This window comes from Corynebacterium sp. LaCa_205, from assembly GCF_057458085.1.
Window position 1 is genome coordinate 103,421 of sequence record NZ_CP190931.1, and the last position, 18,671, is coordinate 122,091.

The 18,671-nt window shown below is 54.9% G+C and carries 20 protein-coding genes and 1 pseudogene; 15 read left to right on the forward strand and 6 right to left on the reverse strand.

Features of this window, described 5'->3' with window-relative positions; all coding sequences use genetic code 11:
- Positions 1-629 precede the first annotated feature (629 nt).
- Complete coding sequence (locus tag ACP8J1_RS00530; protein WP_023020317.1) at positions 630-1,355, reverse strand: TIGR02391 family protein; 726 nt, start codon at positions 1,353-1,355, stop codon at positions 630-632.
- A gap of 113 nt (positions 1,356-1,468) precedes the next feature.
- Between ACP8J1_RS00530 and ACP8J1_RS00535 the strand changes: the two genes are divergently transcribed.
- The 12 genes and pseudogenes from ACP8J1_RS00535 to ACP8J1_RS00590 all read left to right on the forward strand — a co-directional run bounded on the left by ACP8J1_RS00535 (position 1,469) and on the right by ACP8J1_RS00590 (position 7,539).
- Complete coding sequence (locus ACP8J1_RS00535; RefSeq protein WP_034656146.1) at positions 1,469-1,819, forward strand: VOC family protein; 351 nt, start codon at positions 1,469-1,471, stop codon at positions 1,817-1,819.
- Between the two features lie 374 nt (positions 1,820-2,193).
- Positions 2,194-2,271 (forward strand): annotated as a pseudogene (locus ACP8J1_RS00540) (LysE family translocator); the annotation flags it as partial.
- A gap of 20 nt (positions 2,272-2,291) precedes the next feature.
- Positions 2,292-2,438: a hypothetical protein gene (locus ACP8J1_RS00545; protein WP_023020319.1), complete on the forward strand. Its 147-nt coding sequence runs from the start codon at positions 2,292-2,294 to the stop codon at positions 2,436-2,438.
- Between the two features lie 136 nt (positions 2,439-2,574).
- The gene (locus ACP8J1_RS00550; RefSeq protein ID WP_023020320.1) at positions 2,575-3,249 is read left to right on the forward strand and encodes a LysE family translocator; all 675 of its coding nucleotides are present in this window, start codon (positions 2,575-2,577) and stop codon (positions 3,247-3,249) included.
- Positions 3,250-3,258: 9 nt separating this feature from the next.
- Positions 3,259-3,588 (forward strand): YbjQ family protein, encoded by a 330-nt coding sequence (locus ACP8J1_RS00555; RefSeq protein ID WP_023020321.1) that lies wholly within the window; start codon positions 3,259-3,261, stop codon positions 3,586-3,588.
- Positions 3,581-4,516: a CE1 family esterase gene (locus tag ACP8J1_RS00560; protein ID WP_023020322.1), complete on the forward strand. Its 936-nt coding sequence runs from the start codon at positions 3,581-3,583 to the stop codon at positions 4,514-4,516. Before ACP8J1_RS00555 ends, ACP8J1_RS00560 begins: the two co-directional genes overlap by 8 nt.
- Positions 4,517-4,551: 35 nt before the next feature.
- On the forward strand, positions 4,552-4,836 hold the full coding sequence (locus tag ACP8J1_RS00565; RefSeq protein ID WP_023020323.1) for an RNA-binding S4 domain-containing protein: 285 nt from the start codon (positions 4,552-4,554) through the stop codon (positions 4,834-4,836).
- Positions 4,837-5,664, forward strand: coding sequence for a VOC family protein (locus ACP8J1_RS00570; RefSeq protein WP_023020324.1), 828 nt, complete (start codon positions 4,837-4,839; stop codon positions 5,662-5,664).
- 5 nt (positions 5,665-5,669) lie between these two features.
- Positions 5,670-5,975, forward strand: a complete 306-nt coding sequence (locus ACP8J1_RS00575) for an MGMT family protein (RefSeq protein WP_023020325.1) — start codon at positions 5,670-5,672, stop codon at positions 5,973-5,975.
- Positions 5,972-6,331, forward strand: coding sequence for a DMT family transporter (locus tag ACP8J1_RS00580; protein WP_023020326.1), 360 nt, complete (start codon positions 5,972-5,974; stop codon positions 6,329-6,331). Before ACP8J1_RS00575 ends, ACP8J1_RS00580 begins: the two co-directional genes overlap by 4 nt.
- The gene (locus tag ACP8J1_RS00585; RefSeq protein ID WP_023027792.1) at positions 6,328-6,645 is read left to right on the forward strand and encodes a DMT family transporter; all 318 of its coding nucleotides are present in this window, start codon (positions 6,328-6,330) and stop codon (positions 6,643-6,645) included. The genes ACP8J1_RS00580 and ACP8J1_RS00585 overlap by 4 nt, the downstream gene beginning before the upstream one ends.
- A 27-nt stretch (positions 6,646-6,672) precedes the next feature.
- The gene (locus ACP8J1_RS00590) at positions 6,673-7,539 is read left to right on the forward strand and encodes a hypothetical protein (protein WP_023027793.1); all 867 of its coding nucleotides are present in this window, start codon (positions 6,673-6,675) and stop codon (positions 7,537-7,539) included.
- Between the two features lie 108 nt (positions 7,540-7,647).
- Here ACP8J1_RS00590 and ACP8J1_RS00595 read toward each other — a convergent pair whose 3' ends face one another.
- Positions 7,648-9,141 carry a PucR family transcriptional regulator gene (locus ACP8J1_RS00595; protein ID WP_023020328.1) on the reverse strand — a complete coding sequence of 498 codons (1,494 nt, stop codon included), beginning with the start codon at positions 9,139-9,141 and terminating at the stop codon, positions 7,648-7,650.
- Between the two features lie 151 nt (positions 9,142-9,292).
- Between ACP8J1_RS00595 and gabT the strand changes: the two genes are divergently transcribed.
- Complete coding sequence (gene gabT / locus ACP8J1_RS00600; RefSeq protein ID WP_023020329.1) at positions 9,293-10,621, forward strand: 4-aminobutyrate--2-oxoglutarate transaminase; 1,329 nt, start codon at positions 9,293-9,295, stop codon at positions 10,619-10,621.
- A 71-nt stretch (positions 10,622-10,692) separates the two neighbouring features.
- Here gabT and ACP8J1_RS00605 read toward each other — a convergent pair whose 3' ends face one another.
- The 3 genes from ACP8J1_RS00605 to ACP8J1_RS00615 form a co-directional block, all read right to left on the reverse strand.
- A complete protein-coding gene (locus ACP8J1_RS00605) occupies positions 10,693-11,733 on the reverse strand; it encodes a histidinol-phosphate transaminase (protein ID WP_023020330.1) in 1,041 nt (346 codons plus the stop codon).
- 98 nt (positions 11,734-11,831) lie between these two features.
- Positions 11,832-13,157 (reverse strand): SLC5/6 family protein, encoded by a 1,326-nt coding sequence (locus tag ACP8J1_RS00610; RefSeq protein WP_023020331.1) that lies wholly within the window; start codon positions 13,155-13,157, stop codon positions 11,832-11,834.
- Between the two features lie 72 nt (positions 13,158-13,229).
- Entirely contained in the window at positions 13,230-14,483 is a 1,254-nt protein-coding gene (locus ACP8J1_RS00615; RefSeq protein WP_023020332.1) for a M20 family metallo-hydrolase, read from the reverse strand.
- 167 nt (positions 14,484-14,650) lie between these two features.
- Between ACP8J1_RS00615 and ACP8J1_RS00620 the strand changes: the two genes are divergently transcribed.
- On the forward strand, positions 14,651-15,910 hold the full coding sequence (locus ACP8J1_RS00620; RefSeq protein WP_023020333.1) for an RsbRD N-terminal domain-containing protein: 1,260 nt from the start codon (positions 14,651-14,653) through the stop codon (positions 15,908-15,910).
- On the opposite strand, the gene ACP8J1_RS00625 is transcribed toward ACP8J1_RS00620, so the two are convergent.
- The gene (locus ACP8J1_RS00625; protein WP_023020334.1) at positions 15,903-17,573 is read right to left on the reverse strand and encodes a thiamine pyrophosphate-dependent enzyme; all 1,671 of its coding nucleotides are present in this window, start codon (positions 17,571-17,573) and stop codon (positions 15,903-15,905) included. The two genes, ACP8J1_RS00620 and ACP8J1_RS00625, sit on opposite strands and share 8 nt — an antisense overlap.
- 131 nt (positions 17,574-17,704) lie before the next feature.
- On the opposite strand from ACP8J1_RS00625, the gene ACP8J1_RS00630 reads away from it, so the two are divergent.
- Entirely contained in the window at positions 17,705-18,604 is a 900-nt protein-coding gene (locus tag ACP8J1_RS00630) for a LysR family transcriptional regulator (RefSeq protein ID WP_023020335.1), read from the forward strand.
- Positions 18,605-18,671 lie beyond the last annotated feature (67 nt).

Consider the following 18,671-nt stretch of genomic DNA (forward strand, 5'->3'; position numbering starts at 1 on the left):
CAATTTGAATAGTTCAGCGGCCTTGATACCGCGGACATCCATTCGGAGTGCTGCCGAGTCTCATCGACACAGCCCGCGACTATCTGGGCAGTGTGTTTGACAAAGGACCCCACCCTCATCAGCATTGACGAGCCCTCGCCGTTCCAGTTGCCGTAACCGACTAGATGCAGATTCTTCGGCGCGGTTTCGCGGCCGCGCATGAGGTGGCGGAATAGACCGAGAGCCGAACGAAAACCAGCGCACCAGTTCAGATGGTCGTGGTCGTGCTCACTAAAGCTATCGAAGATGGGGGATGTCCCCGAGGTTCGGGCCGGAATCGCCGCCGAGCATCCGGCGGCGGCCGCGTCGGCGAACGAACAGACCGCGCTTCAACCTACCCCCAATAACGCGAAGCGCCATCAACGCCCCGCGTTACACGTTTAATTTGAACTCCACAGAGTGTCGGCGCAGTTTAACGGGTGCGAGATTCATTCTTGGACCCAGCCCAGTCGCTGGCGTTAACCTTGCACAAAACTACGGCGATGGTCCTAGACGGCCTTGCTGACTGAGCACCCGGCACCTCCATCACAGGCGTTCGTGCTCCCCACATCCTTCGCTCAAGCGGACTGCTATCCCGTAAACCGATGTTGTCACCCCTCCAGGACGGTAGCCTTATCAACCCAGCGAGCCAATAGACTGAAAGCCGCGAGCTGCTCCAACGCGATTTGCTCCTCACCACCGTCGTGTGGAACATGCATCCCGGGATTGCGGATAGCCGCGTACAAGCCCTCTGCAAAGGCGCGGGCGCCCCGATGCAGGTTCTCAAACGTCTTACTGCCATCATTTTCCATAAGCCGAAGGCGCGGCGCATTACGCTTCGGATCATGGAGTGAAAACGCCTCGTTGAAAAGTGCTGTTTCAGATACGTCTAGGCGGTTCAGTTTCGCTTGGGTCTCTGCATTGACGCGGATGGCAGCCTGCATCACGGCTTGATGGTAGTGTCCGTGATTCCAGTAACCCTTGCCATTTTCCCACGCCCACGGATGCAGATTGGCTGCATCTAAGTCTGGCGTATTCTCTCCGAGCTTTTCAGCGAGTTCAGACCGACGTTCAAGCGCTGTCTTGGCCCGGGCCGCCTGACCCCTCAGCCAGCTATACTCCTTGTCCTGGACCGGGCGTCCTTGTCTCCACCCGGGAAGCACTCGGTCAAGGATCATTTCAACGACATGGGCGCGTGCCGCAGCCTCAGTCGGCGATCCACTCATAACGGTTCCAAGGTAGGCGATGCCCGGGCCCATGTCGGGGACTACCTTCGCTGTGACTTGCAGGAACGCGTCTATCTCATTGATCGCCCACTCGGGGTCCAGCTCGGCCATGCCTCCATTATGACGTATGGGGCTGACATGGCCGGAGAGAACTGGTCTGATACCCCCACCAGAAACACCCCGCATTGTTGCAGGCGCGCTGACGCGTGCCCATCATGGAAACCATGAGCGATCCCAACTTCACGATCCGCCAGATCACCTTCGACTGCCACGATCCCTCAAAGCTCGCCAAGTTTTGGTCCGCCGCAACCGGCTGCGAAATCGCCGCGGATTACGGCGATTTCGTGATGGTTGATTCCACCCCGGCGCTGGGATTTCAGCGCGTTGAGGAGCCGACACCTGGGAAAAACCGCATGCACGTCGACGTTGGCGGGGCGGAGCGCGAAACTTTAATAGAACGCCTCAAAGACCTAGGCGCCACCGAACTCACCACCCACGAAGCGCCGGGATTGGTGTGGACCGTCATGCAGGACCCGGAAGGCAACGAGTTCTGCGTGGGTAACCCCGGGGCCTAGCTACACGTTGAACTTGAACTCGACTTGGTTCAAGTCATCCGCGTGGCCCCGCGGTCGACCGGCGCCGGGTTGATGTGCGCGTTGGGGTGTGCAGCGGCACAGAGTTTTGGGTGACGGCATCCTTGGCTGGCGCTCCGCGGTGATCACTGCACGGCCTAGTGTGTTGGGTGCGCTGCAACTCATTGGCGGGCTTTTGTCCATATGAGCGTGTCTTCGATTCGTTCCGGTTTTAAGTCCGCCGCGTACCTACCGTGGTGGCGGGCACCGAGACTTACACGGAACAGGCCATCGCGGCCGGCAGCATTAATGACTTGACTGGCTGGCTCGCCTATAAGCTCGGGGTGGTCACGAACCTATCCAATCCGAAAGCGCTCGTGTTCTTCGGCGCGGTTTTCGCGCAGTTTATTCGCCCCGATATGTCGCTCACGTGGACCGTTGCAGTGGCGGTAATCCTCTTGGCGATGTCTGTGACATGGTTTCTACCTTTGCTCTCATTGTGCGCGCGGCATCGCGCTGGATTGCGCATCATTCCGCGGCCATCGATATCGTTTCGGGTCTTATCTTTGCGGTGCTGGGACTCGTTATGGCGGTGGAGGGCGTCATCGAGCTCTTCGGTTAGTGCAGGTGGCGGATTTCTATAAAAGAGTTGATATAGGAGCTACCTAAATCACAGAACTTACCTGTTTCGCTGCAGGTGAGAGCGTCCTTATAGTGGCATGCGTTGATCCAATGGCATGCGAGTATGGAGGTGTTAGGTGGCTATTAGCGCCCTCGTGACTCTGATGGGCGTGTGGTTCGCGGCGATGGCCTCGCCGGGCCCAGACGTAGTGCAAATCATTCGCTTAGGTGCGCGTTCTACGCGCGCAGCCGTATGGGCGGCGCTGGGTAGTACCACCGGCCTTACCATTTGGACCGTGGCCTCCTTGGCAGGGTTGTCCGCGCTGATTTCTGCGCACCCTGGGATCCTCGTGGTGCTGCAGGTTCTCGGTGGCTGTTACCTGCTGTGGATGGCCTATACCGCCATTACCGGTGGCATAAAGGAGCGTCGCGCGCCCGCAACCGTCGTGGGCACCGAAACCCGCGCCCCGCAGCCGCGCGGGTTTACACCGGACGGCATCATCAAGGCGGGCACTGCCTATCGCATGGGATTTATCTGCGATCTTTCGAACCCCAAGGTGGTCATCTTCTTTGGCGCCATCTTTGCCAATTTCATTGATCCCGGCATGGGCATCGGCGCCAATCTCATGGTGGGGGCCGTATTGATTCTGGAAAGCCTTGTGCTGTTTGTGGGCGTGGCTTTGAGTACCCGCGCGGTCTCAAAGTGGATGGCTAAGAACTCCGCCTGGGTGGATATTGTCAGCGGTGTGGTCTTCCTCTTGCTGGGTGTCATCATCCTTTTCGAGGGAGTGCGTGGTCTTATAGCCATGTAATCTGGGGCCATGATTTTTACCACTACCAATACCGTTGATGGCTATGAGATTACGGACTATATCCGCATTATCGCCGGGGAAACCGTCATCGGTATTAATATGCTGAAGGATTTCGGGGCATCCATCCGCAATATCACCGGTGGGCGCTCCGCCGGGTACGAAAGCGAGGCCATCAAAGCACGCGAAGCGGCACTCGATGACTTGTGGCGGCGCGGGCAGGAGCTCGGGGCCGATGGTGTGGTGGGCATCGCCTTTGATTATTCGCCCATGGGAACGTCGAATGACATGCTGATGGTTACGGCTACCGGCACGGCGGTGAAGCTGCGCGCTCGTGATTAAGGTAGGCAAGAAAACACTGGCCCTGTGCGCTGGGTTATGCGCGGCCGCCGGACTCATGGCGGGGTGCGAGGAAGAACCGCCGCAGCCGGGCAGCGTGCCAAATGAATCGCAAGGTGCGGCCGATGGCTATATCACCACGCTGCCGGACCAGGGCACAACGGCCAATGGCCGCTACCAGATCATTAACCTACAAAATCATCGCAGTTTTGTGGTGCATGTGCCGTTTAATGCGGATAAGCACCACCGCCTGCCCGTGGTCATGGCGATGCACGGCTATGAGATGGACGCCGGAAATATGTTTAAAGGCACCGACCTTTCCCAAGGCGATGCCATTACCGTCTTTGTTCAAGGTGCGGGCAAGGCGTGGGCACCGGCACCCTATGCGGTGACCAGTTTGGAAGAAGATCTCAAATACGTGGATGACACGATCGATTTCGTCCGCCGCCACTATCCCGCCACGGACACCACCTATGGCGTGGGCTTTTCCAATGGTGGTGGATTCGCCCGCGCGGTGACGTGCAAGCGGCCGGGCCTATTCGATGCGGTGGCCACGGTCTCGGCGGCAAAATATGACCGCGTGGAAAAAGACTGCGCCAGCGAACCCACCGATTACCTAGATATCCACGGCACCGAGGATGTGCTGATGAAATATGGCGGTGGGCGCCAGCACGGTGCGCACTACCACTCGGTCAAAAAATCACTACGCGGGATTGCGAAAGAGAATGGGTGCAATCCGTTTCCAAAGAGGCGTCGGAAAGAAGCAGTGGAGCACTTTACCTGGCGGGTATGTGATGCACGCACCGAGCAGTACACCATCCACGGCGGCACGCACACGTGGAACGGTGGGGCCACGGACCATTCCGGCTTAGTTAAGGCAGAATGGACCACCGATACGGTGCTGGATTTCTTCCATATTGCCCACCCGTAGTCAGCGCAACGCGCGGGCTGGGTAAGCTGGGCGGCATGCTAGACATTCCTATCAACGGCGATTCCATCAAATTGGGACAGTTCATCAAGCTGGCCAGCTTGGTGGCTACCGGCGGCGAGGCCAAGGAACTCATCGCGGAAGGCGTGGTTACGGTCAATGGCGAGCCCGAGACGCGCCGGGGTGCAACGCTCCACCCAGGCGACGAAGTGTGCATCGAGGATGCTTGCGCACGGGTGGGCGAGCCGGACGAAGACGATGATTACTTTGATGAAGCCACGGCTGACGATGACTTTGATCCGGAAAAGTGGAGGAATATGTAGATGCCAGCATTCGAAGCTGAAGTGGGCATGCCCTACTGGATTGACCTGACCACCTCGGATCCGCGCAAGTCCGCGCACTTCTACGAGGAAATGCTGGGGTGGGAGATTTCCGCCGAGTCCGCGGAGGAAAAGCCCTATCAGATGGCGCGCTTACAGGGCCTGCCCATCGCCGGACTTATCCCGCAACCGGAAGAAGCACCCATGCCGGATACTTGGGTGACCTACTTCCTCTCCAAGGACATCGCTGGTGATTGCCAGCGCGCCGAGAGCCTAGGCGGACGCATCCTGGTGGAGCCGCAGCAAGTGCAGCTAGGGCACATGGCTTTGCTTGCCGACGCCGCCGGTGGCATGTTCGGCCTCATTCAACCCACCGGCCCAGAACACTTTGTCGCTGCCGGCGAGCCCGGCACCCCGGTATGGCACGAGCTCACCGCTACCTCGGGTTTCCAGCGCGCAATGGATTTTTATGGCGAGCTTTTCAATTGGGAAATTCGCGCCATGCAGTCCGAGGATGAGAACTTCATTTACGCCACCGCGGAAGAAGACGGTGCGCCGTTTGCCGGCCTGTGGAACGCCGAGGGCCAGTTCCCGCCGCAGGTGCCGAGCTTCTGGCAGACCTACTTGGGCGTGCGCGATATCGACGCCGCTGCGAAGAAGGCCGTGGAACTAGGCGGCGAGGTCATCCGCGAACCATGGGATTCGCCCTTTGGCCGCATGTGCCTCTTGGCCGATTCCACTGGTGCGACCATCACCCTCACCGAGGTCGAAGACGCCCCTGAAGAGGAGCCAACCGAAGCGGATGACGTGCTGGGGCTCGACCCGCAGTAATCGCGATGAGTGAGTCGCCACTGGTCAAGCGCGTATTGGCGGTCGTGGCCGTGATTCCACCCGGCAACGTCACCTCCTATGGTGAGGTGGCTAAGGTGGCCGGTTGCGGCGCGCGCAATGTCGGTACCGTGTTAAAGCGCCACGGTGCCGGTACCGCCTGGTGGCGCGTGGTCCGCGCCGATGGCACCTCTCATGATCCCGTCCGCGCGGCGGACTACTGGGACCGGGAGGCCATCGCCCACGCTGGCGGCCGCGTTAAAATGCACGAGCACGGAATCGACACCCGCGAATTACAGGAGTTGATGGAGTGAGGGCCTGGGTCATCCTTTTTCTCGCGATTGCGAGCGAAGTCGTGGGTACCATCGCGCTGAAATACGCCGTGGACCATTTCTGGATCTACGGTGTTGCCGCTCTTTGTTTCATCCTCGCCTTCGTGCTCCTGCACCGCGTCATGCAAAAAGGCGTCAATGTGGGCGTGGCCTACGGCCTCTGGGCATCCGGCGGAGTAATTTCCACCGCGCTGCTTTCCGCCGCGCTCTTTGGCGAGCCGCTCGGAGCAGTAAAACTCGCTGGCATCGCGCTCATTATGGCCGGCGTATTCTGCGTGGAAATGGGCGCTAAACCGCACGAGGATGAAAACCGCACGGTGGAGGTGGCACCGCAATGATCTGGTTTCTGCTTTTCCTCGCTACCGCCATTGAGGTCACCGGCACGCTGTGCCTGCGCATGTCCGCGGTGACCGGTCGTCGCTTCTGGGTTGTGCTCGTCGCCCTGTGTTATGTCAGCGCCTATGGTTTCTTGGCGCTCGTGCTCAAGGCCGGCATGGACTTGGGCGTGGCTTATGGCATCTGGGCTGCCACTGGTGTCGCGCTTACCGCCGTCGCCTCATATCTCCTCTTCAAGGAGCCATTCACCTGGTTAAAATCCCTCGGAGTGGTTCTGATCGTCGGGGGAGTGCTGCTGGTAGAAGCTGGTGCGTAGCACCTGCGGGGGCGCTACTATATTTTCATGATGAAAAAGCTGGCGGTAGGTTCCCTGGTTACCGCACTCTCCCTCGCAATCGCCCCTGCCGCCCAGGCTGTCACCCTCGATCCGCACGCTGTGCCCGCGCGCACCCAGATCACCGTCCGGCATGATTCTGGCGCGACTGTGTCCACCGCTAATGCCCATGAGTCTCGCCCCGCACTGTCTTTGAGCAAGCTCTACTTGGGCTATTGGGTCCTAAAATACGGTGCGCCGGCCGACAAAGCCCGCGTGGAGCACATGATCCGCGTCAGCGATGACAACGTGGCTACCGACTTGGATCGCCGCTACCCGCAAGCCATCCCCAGCACCATCCACGAGTTTGGACTGCGCGAAACGCACTACACCGGGTATTGGGGAACGACCACTACGTCCACCGAGGACGTAGCGCGTTTTACCTCGCGTATTCAGCACGATCCCATTGCCGCACCCATCATGACCGGCATGGCTAACGCCGCCCCTGTGGCTGCCGATGGCTACCGCCAAGATTTTGGTACCTCACGAATTCCGGGCGTTATCGGTACCAAGTTTGGCTGGTCCGATAATCGCCGCATCCATGCCTCGGTATCCACCGCCCCTGGATTTACCGTAGCCGCCAATACCTACGGTGACGCGGGCACTCATACCGCAGATGTCACCCGTGCCGTACATAACGCCCCAGGCGCACTACCCGCAGCTGGCGGTTCTAGCCAAGTTATTGGCGCGCGCATCGAACGCGATTTGAATCTACAAGGCCCCGCGCGACAGGCCGTCCGCGATGCCACCCGCACGGCAGCGAGCTACGAGCGTCAAGCCTGCGCGAGCGCGAACCAGGCATTGGCGCAGGTAACGCCGATGCGTGTGTGCAACTAGGACTTGCAGAGCTTGACAGAACTACAAAGCGTGCTGGGGTTGGATGGCGCAGGGCATCTTCCTCCAACGCGTCAGTAGCACCGTCTACAAAATACTGGTCCGCGGACGCTAGTTACTGACCGTGAGAAGGAGGAGTTCTGCCCGAATAACCGGATTTGTGAGGTCAATTCCGCAGAGCGCTTGAATTTTTTCGATACGGGCGCGCACCGTATGGCGGTGGACAGCGAGGCGTTCTGCAGCGGAGGCGATCTGAGACCCAGCGAGCAAGAAAGCTTTCAGTGTAGGAAGCAGATCCGAGTTGTGGGTGCTGTCATACTCGGCCAATTTATCAGTGGTAGTGCGACGCCGATTTTTCAAGGCTTCTTGTACGCTCGGGTTATATAACCAATCCGGTGCAGGTGAGGAATAACGATGGCTAGTCCCGCGGTCCAGACTGTGGGCGTGTGTAGTCATCTGCACTAAAAGATCCGAGTTGAGCTCACGCCACGGTAATTGCGGAAGAAATGAAACTCGAGCTGTGGAAGGCAGTCGGGGAAAGCTCTCTTTATCCTGCAGAATAGTGTCTGTAGGGGGAGTGACAATGAGGACGGCTGAGTCGTCGACATTTAGGTGGAAATGGTGGGTTCCCCCTTGCGCTGTTGGGGATTTGAGCGATGCTAGTACTCGGCGCAGTTGTGCCGGGGAGTCGGTACATACCAAGTAGACATTGATGTTATTGGATGCGGACAGCATGCCAAAGGCAGTTTCCAACTGTTTCGGTACTGCCAATTGCAACTGGACTGCTAGGGTCAGCTGACCCAACGTGTGCTGGATGTGGGAATGAGCCGGCTGCAAAAGCAGGGTTGACAGGCCTACAACATGGCGGATGAGAGCGCGTTGAAAAGTTCCTATTTTCTCGGTGGCACAGACTGCGAGCCCGTATTGATGCTGGCAATTATTCTGAAAAGTAGTAACGATCGTCGATACATTCCGCTCATTCTTGGAACTTAAAGATCGCGCGGAGGGTGGTAAATCGGAGACGGAACTAACAGCGCTCTGCGCTGCTTGTAGAGCATCGATTCCGTCGTATTGGGCATTGGTGATTTCAACCCCCTGGGCGTTTGTAAGGGCAACTGCGGCGTGGAGTTCTTTTCCAGCTTGGGTGATGAGTTTGCTAATTCCTTGCGTGGCGGCATGATTCAAGCGTTCTTGCTGACGCTGAAAAGCGTGTTGTCGTTCTTGGTCTTGGCGGGTCAATTCCGCGTTTACGGCGTTGATTATTGAGATAAAAGGAATGGCACGGGGAACTTCGAAGAGTGTGAGCTCGTAGTCGATGCATGCCTGTATTAATTCCGGAGGGACTGTGGAGAAGAAAAGTCCGGTCCCAAACCCGATACCGTGTACGCCAGCCGATGCTAGTGTGCGCGCGTAGCCTGAAAAATCCTCAGGCAGATTTTTAAAAGCAAGGCCTAAGGTGAATACGACTGCGCCAGTCTTGGTGAACTCAGTGGGATCTTTTAGCTCACTGGCTTGGACCGTGGTGAAAAATTCTTGCGGGGAGTGGATCGGGCGGAGTTTTAGTTTACTTTGATGGAAAAGCCACTTAAATGTAATGGTGCCCATGGGGGAGTGTCCTTATCGGCATTAGTGCGTCTATACGTTCTGTATAGAACATTAAAAAATATTCGCCATAGTGTATGTAGAAAACGGCATGTGGGGGAGGTCACAATGTGTTTGGGTAGATTGAGCAAGCACCATTGAGAAAGGACACAATATGCAGGACCTTGAGTACTGTTTGGAGCAAGCCCGCAAAATAGTGGGAAATCTCCCTGGGGTGAAGAGCGCCGAGTGGGACGCGCGGCGTAAGGCAGCACTTCCTGCTGGACTTAATCCAGGTCTGCCAGGTTACGTTGTGGATGCTGACGGCGGAATTCTAGTGGACATTGACGGAAATCAATTTATTGACCTGGCCTCTGGTATTGCAGTGACCTCAGCCGGTGCCTCTAACCCGGCCGTCGTAAAGGCAGTCCAAGACGCGGTTGCCCACTTTACTCATACGTCTTTTCCCATTTCGCCGTACCCCTCTTATGTTGAGGTGGCGGAAAAACTTAATGAGGTGACTCCTGGTGACCATGAAAAGCGAACCGTCTTATTCAACTCGGGCGCAGAAGCAGTGGAAAATGCGGTCAAGATTGCTCGTAACTACACTGGGAAAACTAGCGTTGCAGTGATGGACCGCGCTTTTCATGGTCGTACTAACCTCACTATGGCAATGACCGCCAAGCAGGATCCTTATAAGTCTGGGTTCGGGCCCTTCGCTCCGGATATCTTCCGTGCCCCCATGTCTTATCCAGTTCGTGATGGGCTCAGCGGTGAAGAAGCAGCGAAGCGCACTATCGCCACACTGGAGCAAGAAATTGGCGCCGCCAACTTAGCCTGTGTGGTCATCGAGCCTATTCAAGGGGAAGGTGGCTTTGTCGTTCCGGCGGAGGGCTACCTTCCATCAGTGGTGAAGTGGTGCAATGAAAATGGAGTTATTTTTATTGCGGATGAAATCCAAGCTGGAATGATGCGTACCGGTACATGGTTTGCTAGCGAACACGAGGGCATCGTCCCCGATATGATAACGACTGCAAAGGGTATCGCCTCTGGAATGCCGCTTTCTGCTGTTACTGGCCGCGCCGAGATTATGGATGCCCCGCAGCCGGGAGGTCTTGGCGGAACTTATACCGGAAACCCCGTGGCTTGCGCTGCAGCTTTAGCCACATTTAAAGAATTTGAGGATAAAGACTTCGGCGCTCGTGCGACTCGCTTGGAAGAAGTCGCACGGGAAGAGCTGGCAGAACTTACACGGGATGAACGTGTGCTTGATTTTCGGGGCCGCGGTGCGATGCTGGCACTTGAATTTGTCACTGAGAACGGCGATCCGGATGATGAGCTGGTGCATAAAATAGCAGCAGCGATGAAAGAGGAGGGGATCCTCATTTTGACCTGCGGTCTCGACCATAACGTCATCCGCCTACTACCTTCGCTAGCGATTCCAGAGCACCTATGGCGCGAGGGATTACAGGCTCTCATAGAGAAATTTAACCAGTTCAAGTAATCCATCGCGTTTTCTTTTGCGGTGACTGGGGCGCGGTGGGAACCAAATCTTGGGTCCGCGGACTCGGTCGGTCAGCCTTCCCAGGGCTGAATACCAGCGCGCTCCCAAGCGTTTAGGAATGCTGTGGTTTCCTCCTCGGTGGTAATAGAAACGCGTACGCCTTCATCGAGGTAGCGGCGAATTACAACACCTTCTTCGTAAATTTTGTGCTCTACTTCTTCAGCATCTCCACGCGGTATCCAGACAAAGTTTGCCCGTGATTCTGGGACCCCTAGGGCTTGGGCCACTCGGGTGCGCTGACGCTTAGTTTCGTCCACTCGTTCCTGCAGCTCGTCTTGGGCGTGGAGGGCTGCGATGGCGCCCAGTTCACCTATGTAGCTAACGGTGAGAGGTAGGGCGAGGAGATTGAGAGCATTAATTAGTTCCGGTGACCCCATGCCATAACCAACACGTGCGCCGGCTAAGCCAAAAGCTTTCGAAAACGTTCGGGCACTAATGAGGTTTGGGTAATTGCGGACTTCTTGGGCGCCATTAGGGGTATCCGGATCATCGTTGTATTCCCAATAAGCCTCGTCCAGAAGAACGACGATATTTTTCGGTACCTTGGCCATAAAGTGGTCAAATTCCTGCTGGCTGATGGTGGTGCCAGTAGGGTTGTTTGGGTTGCACAAAATAATTAGTCGTGTCTTTGGCGTTATAGCGCCGATGACGGCGTCGAGATCAAGACGCTCATCTTCCGTAAGCGAGGTCATAATGGGTTCGGCACCGGCCATACGGACGTAGAGTGGATAAGCTTCAAAGGATCGCCACGGGAAAATAACCTCGTCACCCGTATGGCAGGTCGCCATAACTGCTTGCTGCACAATGGCAGAAGCACCAGGAGCTACGGCAATATTTTCTTCTGGCAATTCCAAGTAGGACGACAACTCTGCACGCAGCTCTGGAGAACCATTAACTTGGTATCGGTTTGCACATGAAGCAGCTCGTGTCATGGCACCTAAGACGGAAGGCAACGGTGGATTGGGAATCTCATTCGCGGAAAGCTTGAGCTTATTAGGTGCAGATTTTCCTGGCTTATAGTCAGGGAACTTGTGCAAATCGTCGCGCAGCATGAGTAGTGCATCTCCTTAACGTTGGAATCGATTAGTGGGCAGAACGATGGTGAAGTAGACAGGGGGTGCGGACCGGCAATCACCACAAAGGAAGGCTCCTAAATGAGATTCCATATGGTCACAGCAATGATGAGAAGTCCCATGCCGAAGACGAAGTAGTTCCAAATGTCGTTCTTGAATTGGAAATAAGCATCGACTTTTTTGAACATGTAGACCGGCAGCAAATAAACCAAGAAAGCAACGAAGATTCCGCCGACGATGGAAATCATGTTGATAATGGAGGGGTTAAATATGGCGACGAGAGTGGTTACGACGAATACGATGGCGTAGATGGTGTTGAGCAGTGCGCGGCGGGATAGCTTATTTGCCAAACGAGGAACTGCAATGCGCAGCAGGTATTCCGTACCTTCTTCAGAGCCCAACATATGACCGAAATATGAGGAGATGATCGCGCACATCGTCAGGATTGGTGCCATATAGGCCATGAACGGTGTACCCGTTGAATTAGCAAAATAGGACAGCACGGGGATGTTTTGTTCGGTTGCTTCTTTCATGCCGTCCGCGCCGAGCGCGAAAACGCAAGACCAGACGAAGAACATGGTAAAGACAACAAGCAAGGCGGCGGTGTAGAACTCCGTACGAGAAACGTGTTTCTCGGTCTTTTTACCGTAGGTAGGCTGCATGTCTACGGAGAATTGGGAGAGTGCGGCCATGTGGGAAAAGGAGAAGACGAGCACGGGCAGAATGAGCAGGATGCCTTTGAGGATGCCCCAGGCGCCGCCTTCGTATTCAAAGTGGATAAAGCTATCGATATCCCATTGGGGAATGAGATAGATTGAAGTCGCTGCTAGGGCGATGATGAGCGGATAGACCAGCATTTGTGCCAGCCACAACATGGGCCGGCGGCCGATGGCAAAAAGTCCGGTCATTACGCCCACGCAGACTATCGACAAAATCCAACGGTTGATGCTAGGACCGCCGAGTTGGTTGACGATGAAGCTATCGACCACATTGGTGATACTGGTGCCGTAAATAAAAACTGTCGGCACGATGGCCAGCCAATACAGTACAGCGATGAAAAGGCCACTATTGCGGCCTAAGTAGTATCGCACCAGTTCTAAGACATCTTTGCCGTGTTGCTCGGGTGGGGCGCCGCTGACTATGCGGGCATAGGTGCGGTGGGAAAAATATACCAACGGGAAGATGAATACCGTGGCAAAAACCAATGGCCAAAAACCGAAGGATCCGGCGTTAAGCGGTAAAAAGAGGATGCCGGCACCAACGGCGGTGCCAAAAAGTGTAATTATCCAGGAAAGGGTGGAGCCGGCCGGCTTCGTCTTTTGTGCCTGCGGGGAATGATGTTCTTGGTTAGGTGAGGAGTCAGAACTTTCCGTACCTGGAAGCTCATGAATTGGGGTGCTCATAGTAGTCCTTAGTCATTGAATAGAGCGAATATGGTGCGGTTTTAGTCTGGTGATTGGCGGAAGCAAGCGCGATTAGGTGCGTAGTACACCTTCGCAGAGCTCAGCTAATATGGCGGTCATCATGCGCACACCGTCTTCCATGTCTTTATCTTTGGTGAACTCTTTTTCGTTGTGAGAAATGCCTTCTACGCTTGGAACGAAAAGCATCACGGTTGGGCAGACGTCTTTCATGTTGGTTGAATCGTGGCCAGCTACTGTTTGCACTTTTTCGTGCTTCATTCCGAGTTCAGCAGCGACGGACCGAGCCAATTCGATGCCTTCAGATTGATACGGCGAAAGTTTCCACTCGTGGGTGGGCTTGAGCTCAATTTTCACTTTGGCTTCTTCTTCTGCCTTGGAAATGATGCTGCGTACAGCCGCGTACCCCTCATTAAGCGTATCCCAATCGGGTGAGCGAAGATCTAGATTCATTTGCACTTCGCGAGCGATAGTAACTGGGGAATTTGGCAAGACCTTCATCGTGGAGACGGAAGCCTGCAATGGGTGCCCTGCGCGGGCTTCGGCATAGCGGCGGAGTTCCGAAATTAGGATCGAAGCTCCAAATAGCGCATCTTTACGGTCTGCTAGCAAGGTAGAACCGGTATGGCCTTGTTCGCCTTGGACGGTGACTTGGAATTTCTTAGCTCCCCAAGTCTCAGCCACAAGGCCAAGCGTTGCTCCAGAGTTATCCATTCCACGACCTTGCTCTACATGTATCTCGGCATATGAGACTGCTTGCGGCGGGGTAAAAGTGCCGACGAACTCGTGCCTTTCCAGCTCGGAGCGGACGGTGGTTCCGTCTAGCGCGGTTGACGCGTAGGCGATATCTAGGTCCATCTTTCCTGTGTAGACGGAGCTGCCCATCATAGAGGGGGTAAAGCGAGAACCCTCTTCGTTAAACCAGTTAACGACTGCAAGGTTTTGGGTTGGAATTAACTCGCCACTTTCTACGCGGCGTTTGATTTCGAGTGCGGCGTGTGCAGAGGCAAGTACACCGTATGAACCGTCAAAACGCCCTGCAAGAGGCTGAGAATCCATGTGCGATCCGGTTAAAACAAAGTCGGCATCATTAACGAACTCTAGTAGGCCGTATTGATTGCCAATTTCATCGTATTCGACACGGAATCTCTGATTTTCAAGCCAAGAGTGGAACCAGCGGCGTACCGCAGCGTCATCGTCAGTGGCTGCTTGTCGGTCGATTCCGCCTCCGGGGGTGGCACCGAATGATGACATGGTGTGAAAGTCATCGATAAATGAAGGGGTGTCTTGTGTTTCCGAGGCAGGCATGAATTCCCTCCTTGATTCTATGTAGCATGCATCACACAAAAGTAGTTTAGCGATGTGGGTAACGTTTTATTAGAGGCTTTGGGAAAGTGATGGAATAAAGTCTTCATAGTTGTGCAAATGCACAATGAAGATGGATGAGTAGCTAGCTTCGCTGGGAGGGAGTATCTATGGCTTCAGGTGAGGAAGATTCTGAATGGAATGCCCTCGTCCGCAGTATTGAAGGAGACGTGGATTCATTCGTTGATGAGTTCATACTGGAGTTCTCTGCCCGCAGTCCTTATGGGGATGCTGCGGTTGATGAAGAAGACTTACGGCAAACCTCGCACGCTGTCTTTACCGCTTTGATTGCCAGGCTATGGGACACCCCTCAGGGGGCGCAAGCTCTTCCTGCAGGTGAACAAGCTGCCCTTGATCGACGCTTACAAGAGCTCGGACGGTTACGCGCTCTTCAGGGGATTTCAATCAACGCGGTTGTTGAAATTATGCGCCTTGATTTCATCGTTCTGTGGCGCGGGTTGGCGGCAAGGTCTACACCGCAGACGCAAAGTGCGCTTATTTCCCACGCCGAACGAGTGCAAGCTGCGGTGGACGAGATCTCTTCCCAAGTAAGAGTAGCTTTTATGCAGCAGCATGCGGCGATGCGTAATGATGCACGCGTTAGCGCGCAGCGTCACTTGGAAAGACTTTTTGGTGCCTCAAAGTTAAGCGATACCGATCTTGAAGCTATAGCTCAACATGTAGGTCTAGACCAGCATGCGCTATATGACGTTCTTGTTGCTGGTCCCGCACATGCCGCCAAATTGGAACAGGCTTTAGCGCCTTACTTGACGGCTGGTGCGGCTTGGGGGATCTATATGCGCCAGTCTTTTTGCGCATTTTATCCCACAGTCGTAGATACGAATGGGGCTGCTGACGCTGAGGAGAGTTCAGAAACCACGGCCAAGGAAGCCTGTAAAGGTGGGGCACACCCTTGCGAGGATTCCGCAAAAGCTGTGGCTAGTATTGTTCTTCCAGCCCAGCGCGGGCTTGGTGCGGTGCGTGCCTGTATTGCCGGGCTCATCGAAATGGCTATGGATATGGAAAACACTGACACCATTGGTGGTGCTGGACTATTGACGGCTAAAGAAGCTTTCCCTATTGCGCTAAGCAGCTATGGGTACCGCTTGCTTCCTGGTCTCATCGATGAACGAGTAAGTTACATTCAGAAGCTGCCAGAAAAGGAACGTATTAAGCTGGTTAAAACCGTCAAATCCTATTTTGTTGATGGCTCCGTCAAGACCACTGCTCGTGCGTTAAATTGCCATCGCAACACAGTGATTAACCGGCTGAGGAGCTTTCACTCAATTACAGGATTATCACCTATTGTGCCTAGCGACGTCCCCTACATAGAAATGGTGCTTTATCGGTTAAAGTCTGCCGCTACGTAGATTGGTCTCGTTTTGCTGGGGGAAGTGAAAGATCTTGATCTGTGTACACATTGACCACGGCTGGGGTGCCGTTCTTTACTGCTTCTAAAGCGCGTTCGATGGCGCCGGGGACATCCGCATCAGTATTCACGGACTCTCCATAGGCGCCATAACCGCGGGCAACGGCAGCAAAGTCCGGATTTGCTAGCTGCGTTCCTGACACGCGATCGGGGAAGTGGTTCTTCTGGTGGTCGCGGATAGTGCCGAATTCACCGTTGGACATAATCACTGTCAAAAATGGCGCTGCAAACTGCAAAGCAGTGGCAAGTTCTTGACCGTTCATTAGGTATTCTCCGTCACCGGCAATGGCAACTACAGTGCGTTCAGGAAACTGCAACTTGGCCGATACGGCGCCTGGTACGGAATATCCCATAGAGCCATTGCGCGCAGCTAGCTGTGAAGGAAAATGCTCGGTCGCTAAATACTGTTGTGCCCAAATGCAATGGTTTCCTGCACCAAAAGTGAAAATAGCATCGTGCGGGAGTTGTTCTTGGAGTGCTTTAATTACGGCTTCCATGTGGGCAGAATCGGCGGAATTTTCTCGCCATCCCGCCTCGTCTGGAAGCGTGGCAAACTCTTGGTGAGCGCGATGGGCAGCAGCAAACCACTCTGTTTGTTCTGCCGATATCTCTCCGGCATCAATATCCTTAACCGCTGAAGCAAATGCTACAGGGGAGGATAAGACGTGGCGGCTGACGGTGCCGGAATGCCCGCGTAGACCAGTGTCGATATTGACTACGATATTTTCCGAGTGTGGATCTTGGCGCAAGGTATAGCCATCGGAGGGGACATCGGTAAGGACGGCTCCTACTTCAATCAGCACATCGGCTTGCTTTAGGAGTTGCGCTGCACGCTCATTACGTCCGTATCCTAACCAGCCGGCATTTGCCGGTGAAGAAAAGGAAATGCGGTCGCTGGCGCGGAAATCATGAACAACAGGAATCTGATTTTCTTCGGCGAATTTCTCAATAGTTCGCGCGCATTCTGGAGTCCATCGGCCGCCCCCAACGAACATTAAAGGTTTCTGGGCAGCAGTTAGCTTCTCTGAAATATAGGAGATATCTGCACCGGAAACGGCTCCCTCAGTCACTGGAATGGGCACCTCGATTTCACCGTCAAAGTCCTGGTAGAGGACGTCTTCAGGTAATCCGACGATGACCGGTCCAGGGCGACCTTGTTTGGCCTGGAAAAAGGCTTCTGCCACGACCCGGGACGCACGCTTTGGATCATCGAGTACGAAGACCTGTTTAGCTTGCGTGCCAAACCAAGCCTTGGGATCAAACTCCTGAAAAGACTCGCGGTCGCGGTCGGAAAAGGGAATGAGCCCGATGAAGATTACCATTGGGGTACCGTCTTGCCAGCCGGTGTGGACTCCCACGAAGGCATTGGAAGCTCCGGGGCCGCGGGTAACCATAGCTACACCGGGTTCGCCGGTAGCTTTGCCATATGCCTCTGCCATATAAGACGCGCCCCCTTCTTGGCGGGACACAATGGCCTGTACCGGCGAGTTATACAGTCCGTCCAATACGGGAAGAAAGCTTTCACCGGGGACGAGGAAGGCTCGGGCAGTGCCATGGGCTTCAAGCGATTCAGCAATAGCGGTACCAACGTGGCGATGAGACATAACGGTCACTCCTCGAAAAATGTGCAGTAAATCACCCTGCGTATTATCCATTTGTGATGCCATGCCTGTCTAATGCCTAACATGTCATAGTTTCATTACCATTAGACATAATCAGTGGTTAAAATGGTCGGGTGGATATTCAACGCGTCAAATATTTCCTTACCCTGGCGGATTCACCCACAGTAACGGCGGCAGCGGACCGACTTGGCATCACTCAACCGGCACTTAGCCGTCAATTGCGACGCTTTGAGAAAGAAGTTGGTTTAGAGCTGTTGGAGCGGGGAACTAGTGCTGGCGGCTCCTCCAGTTCCGCACTGCGGCTCAATGAGGCGGGACGCTCTCTTGTTTCTTCATGCCGCCGTCTCTATGCCGAAAACCGCAGAGCTGAGCAAGCCGCGGATAGTCTGCGGCACGGTTCCGTGAAGCAGCTAACTATAGCAGCAACGCAAACTACTATTTCCACCCTTTTGGCTCCGCTGATTGCCACCGCAAGAGTAGGAACTCCAGTCCTTACTACTCAACCGATAGAACACTATGCGGCTTTTAAGGCTTTGGAAGGTAGCGCTGACGCAGTGGTATCGCCGCTACCGCCGCGGGAAGGCCTAAGTTTCCACGCATTGGGGTATGCACCTATTCGGGTTTGGGTAGCTCCAAATTGTGAGCTCGCACATCAAAGTAGTGTTGATATTTCGCAGCTAATCCAATATAGATTGGCGCTACCTACTCACCGAAGCGTGTCTCGGACGCTCTTTGATGCTTTCCTCGGCACTGTCGGTGCCTCGCTCGGAGAAGTAATTGAATGCGATGACACCGCAACCTTATTGGCTCTGGCTAAAGCGGGAAGAGCGTTGGCTATATGTACTGAAATTGCGGAATCTGATTTGGTACCGCTAGGAATCACCGCAGGGAATGAAAGTCTGCAAGGGGTACCGCTGTATTTGGTGTGGAACCCTGGCCATTTTGCTTGCACGGACTTAGAAAACCTGGGACAAGAATTACGAAGCTTCTTGGCTGCAGCGATGGCGAAATAGTCGAGTGACGTACCCCAAGTTTTCCCGCTTATTAAAACGAAACTTGGGTACCTCAATAATTTTGTGC

What these genes read in the sequence shown, in the direction of transcription:
- ACP8J1_RS00610 (WP_023020331.1), bottom strand. Translation starts at nt 13,157, where the DNA reads ATGAGCACCCCAATTCATGAGCTTCCAGGTACGGAAAGTTCTGACTCC.
- ACP8J1_RS00595 (WP_023020328.1), bottom strand. Translation starts at nt 9,141, where the DNA reads ATGGGCACCATTACATTTAAGTGGCTTTTCCATCAAAGTAAACTAAAA.
- ACP8J1_RS00585 (WP_023027792.1), top strand. Translation starts at nt 6,328, where the DNA reads ATGATCTGGTTTCTGCTTTTCCTCGCTACCGCCATTGAGGTCACCGGC.
- ACP8J1_RS00605 (WP_023020330.1), bottom strand. Translation starts at nt 11,733, where the DNA reads ATGCTGCGCGACGATTTGCACAAGTTCCCTGACTATAAGCCAGGAAAA.
- ACP8J1_RS00535 (WP_034656146.1), top strand. Translation starts at nt 1,469, where the DNA reads ATGAGCGATCCCAACTTCACGATCCGCCAGATCACCTTCGACTGCCAC.
- ACP8J1_RS00590 (WP_023027793.1), top strand. Translation starts at nt 6,673, where the DNA reads ATGATGAAAAAGCTGGCGGTAGGTTCCCTGGTTACCGCACTCTCCCTC.
- ACP8J1_RS00575 (WP_023020325.1), top strand. Translation starts at nt 5,670, where the DNA reads ATGAGTGAGTCGCCACTGGTCAAGCGCGTATTGGCGGTCGTGGCCGTG.
- ACP8J1_RS00625 (WP_023020334.1), bottom strand. Translation starts at nt 17,573, where the DNA reads ATGTCTCATCGCCACGTTGGTACCGCTATTGCTGAATCGCTTGAAGCC.
- ACP8J1_RS00570 (WP_023020324.1), top strand. Translation starts at nt 4,837, where the DNA reads ATGCCAGCATTCGAAGCTGAAGTGGGCATGCCCTACTGGATTGACCTG.
- gabT (WP_023020329.1), top strand. Translation starts at nt 9,293, where the DNA reads ATGCAGGACCTTGAGTACTGTTTGGAGCAAGCCCGCAAAATAGTGGGA.
- ACP8J1_RS00620 (WP_023020333.1), top strand. Translation starts at nt 14,651, where the DNA reads ATGGCTTCAGGTGAGGAAGATTCTGAATGGAATGCCCTCGTCCGCAGT.
- ACP8J1_RS00555 (WP_023020321.1), top strand. Translation starts at nt 3,259, where the DNA reads ATGATTTTTACCACTACCAATACCGTTGATGGCTATGAGATTACGGAC.
- ACP8J1_RS00615 (WP_023020332.1), bottom strand. Translation starts at nt 14,483, where the DNA reads ATGCCTGCCTCGGAAACACAAGACACCCCTTCATTTATCGATGACTTT.
- ACP8J1_RS00530 (WP_023020317.1), bottom strand. Translation starts at nt 1,355, where the DNA reads ATGGCCGAGCTGGACCCCGAGTGGGCGATCAATGAGATAGACGCGTTC.
- ACP8J1_RS00565 (WP_023020323.1), top strand. Translation starts at nt 4,552, where the DNA reads ATGCTAGACATTCCTATCAACGGCGATTCCATCAAATTGGGACAGTTC.
- ACP8J1_RS00545 (WP_023020319.1), top strand. Translation starts at nt 2,292, where the DNA reads ATGGTTTCTACCTTTGCTCTCATTGTGCGCGCGGCATCGCGCTGGATT.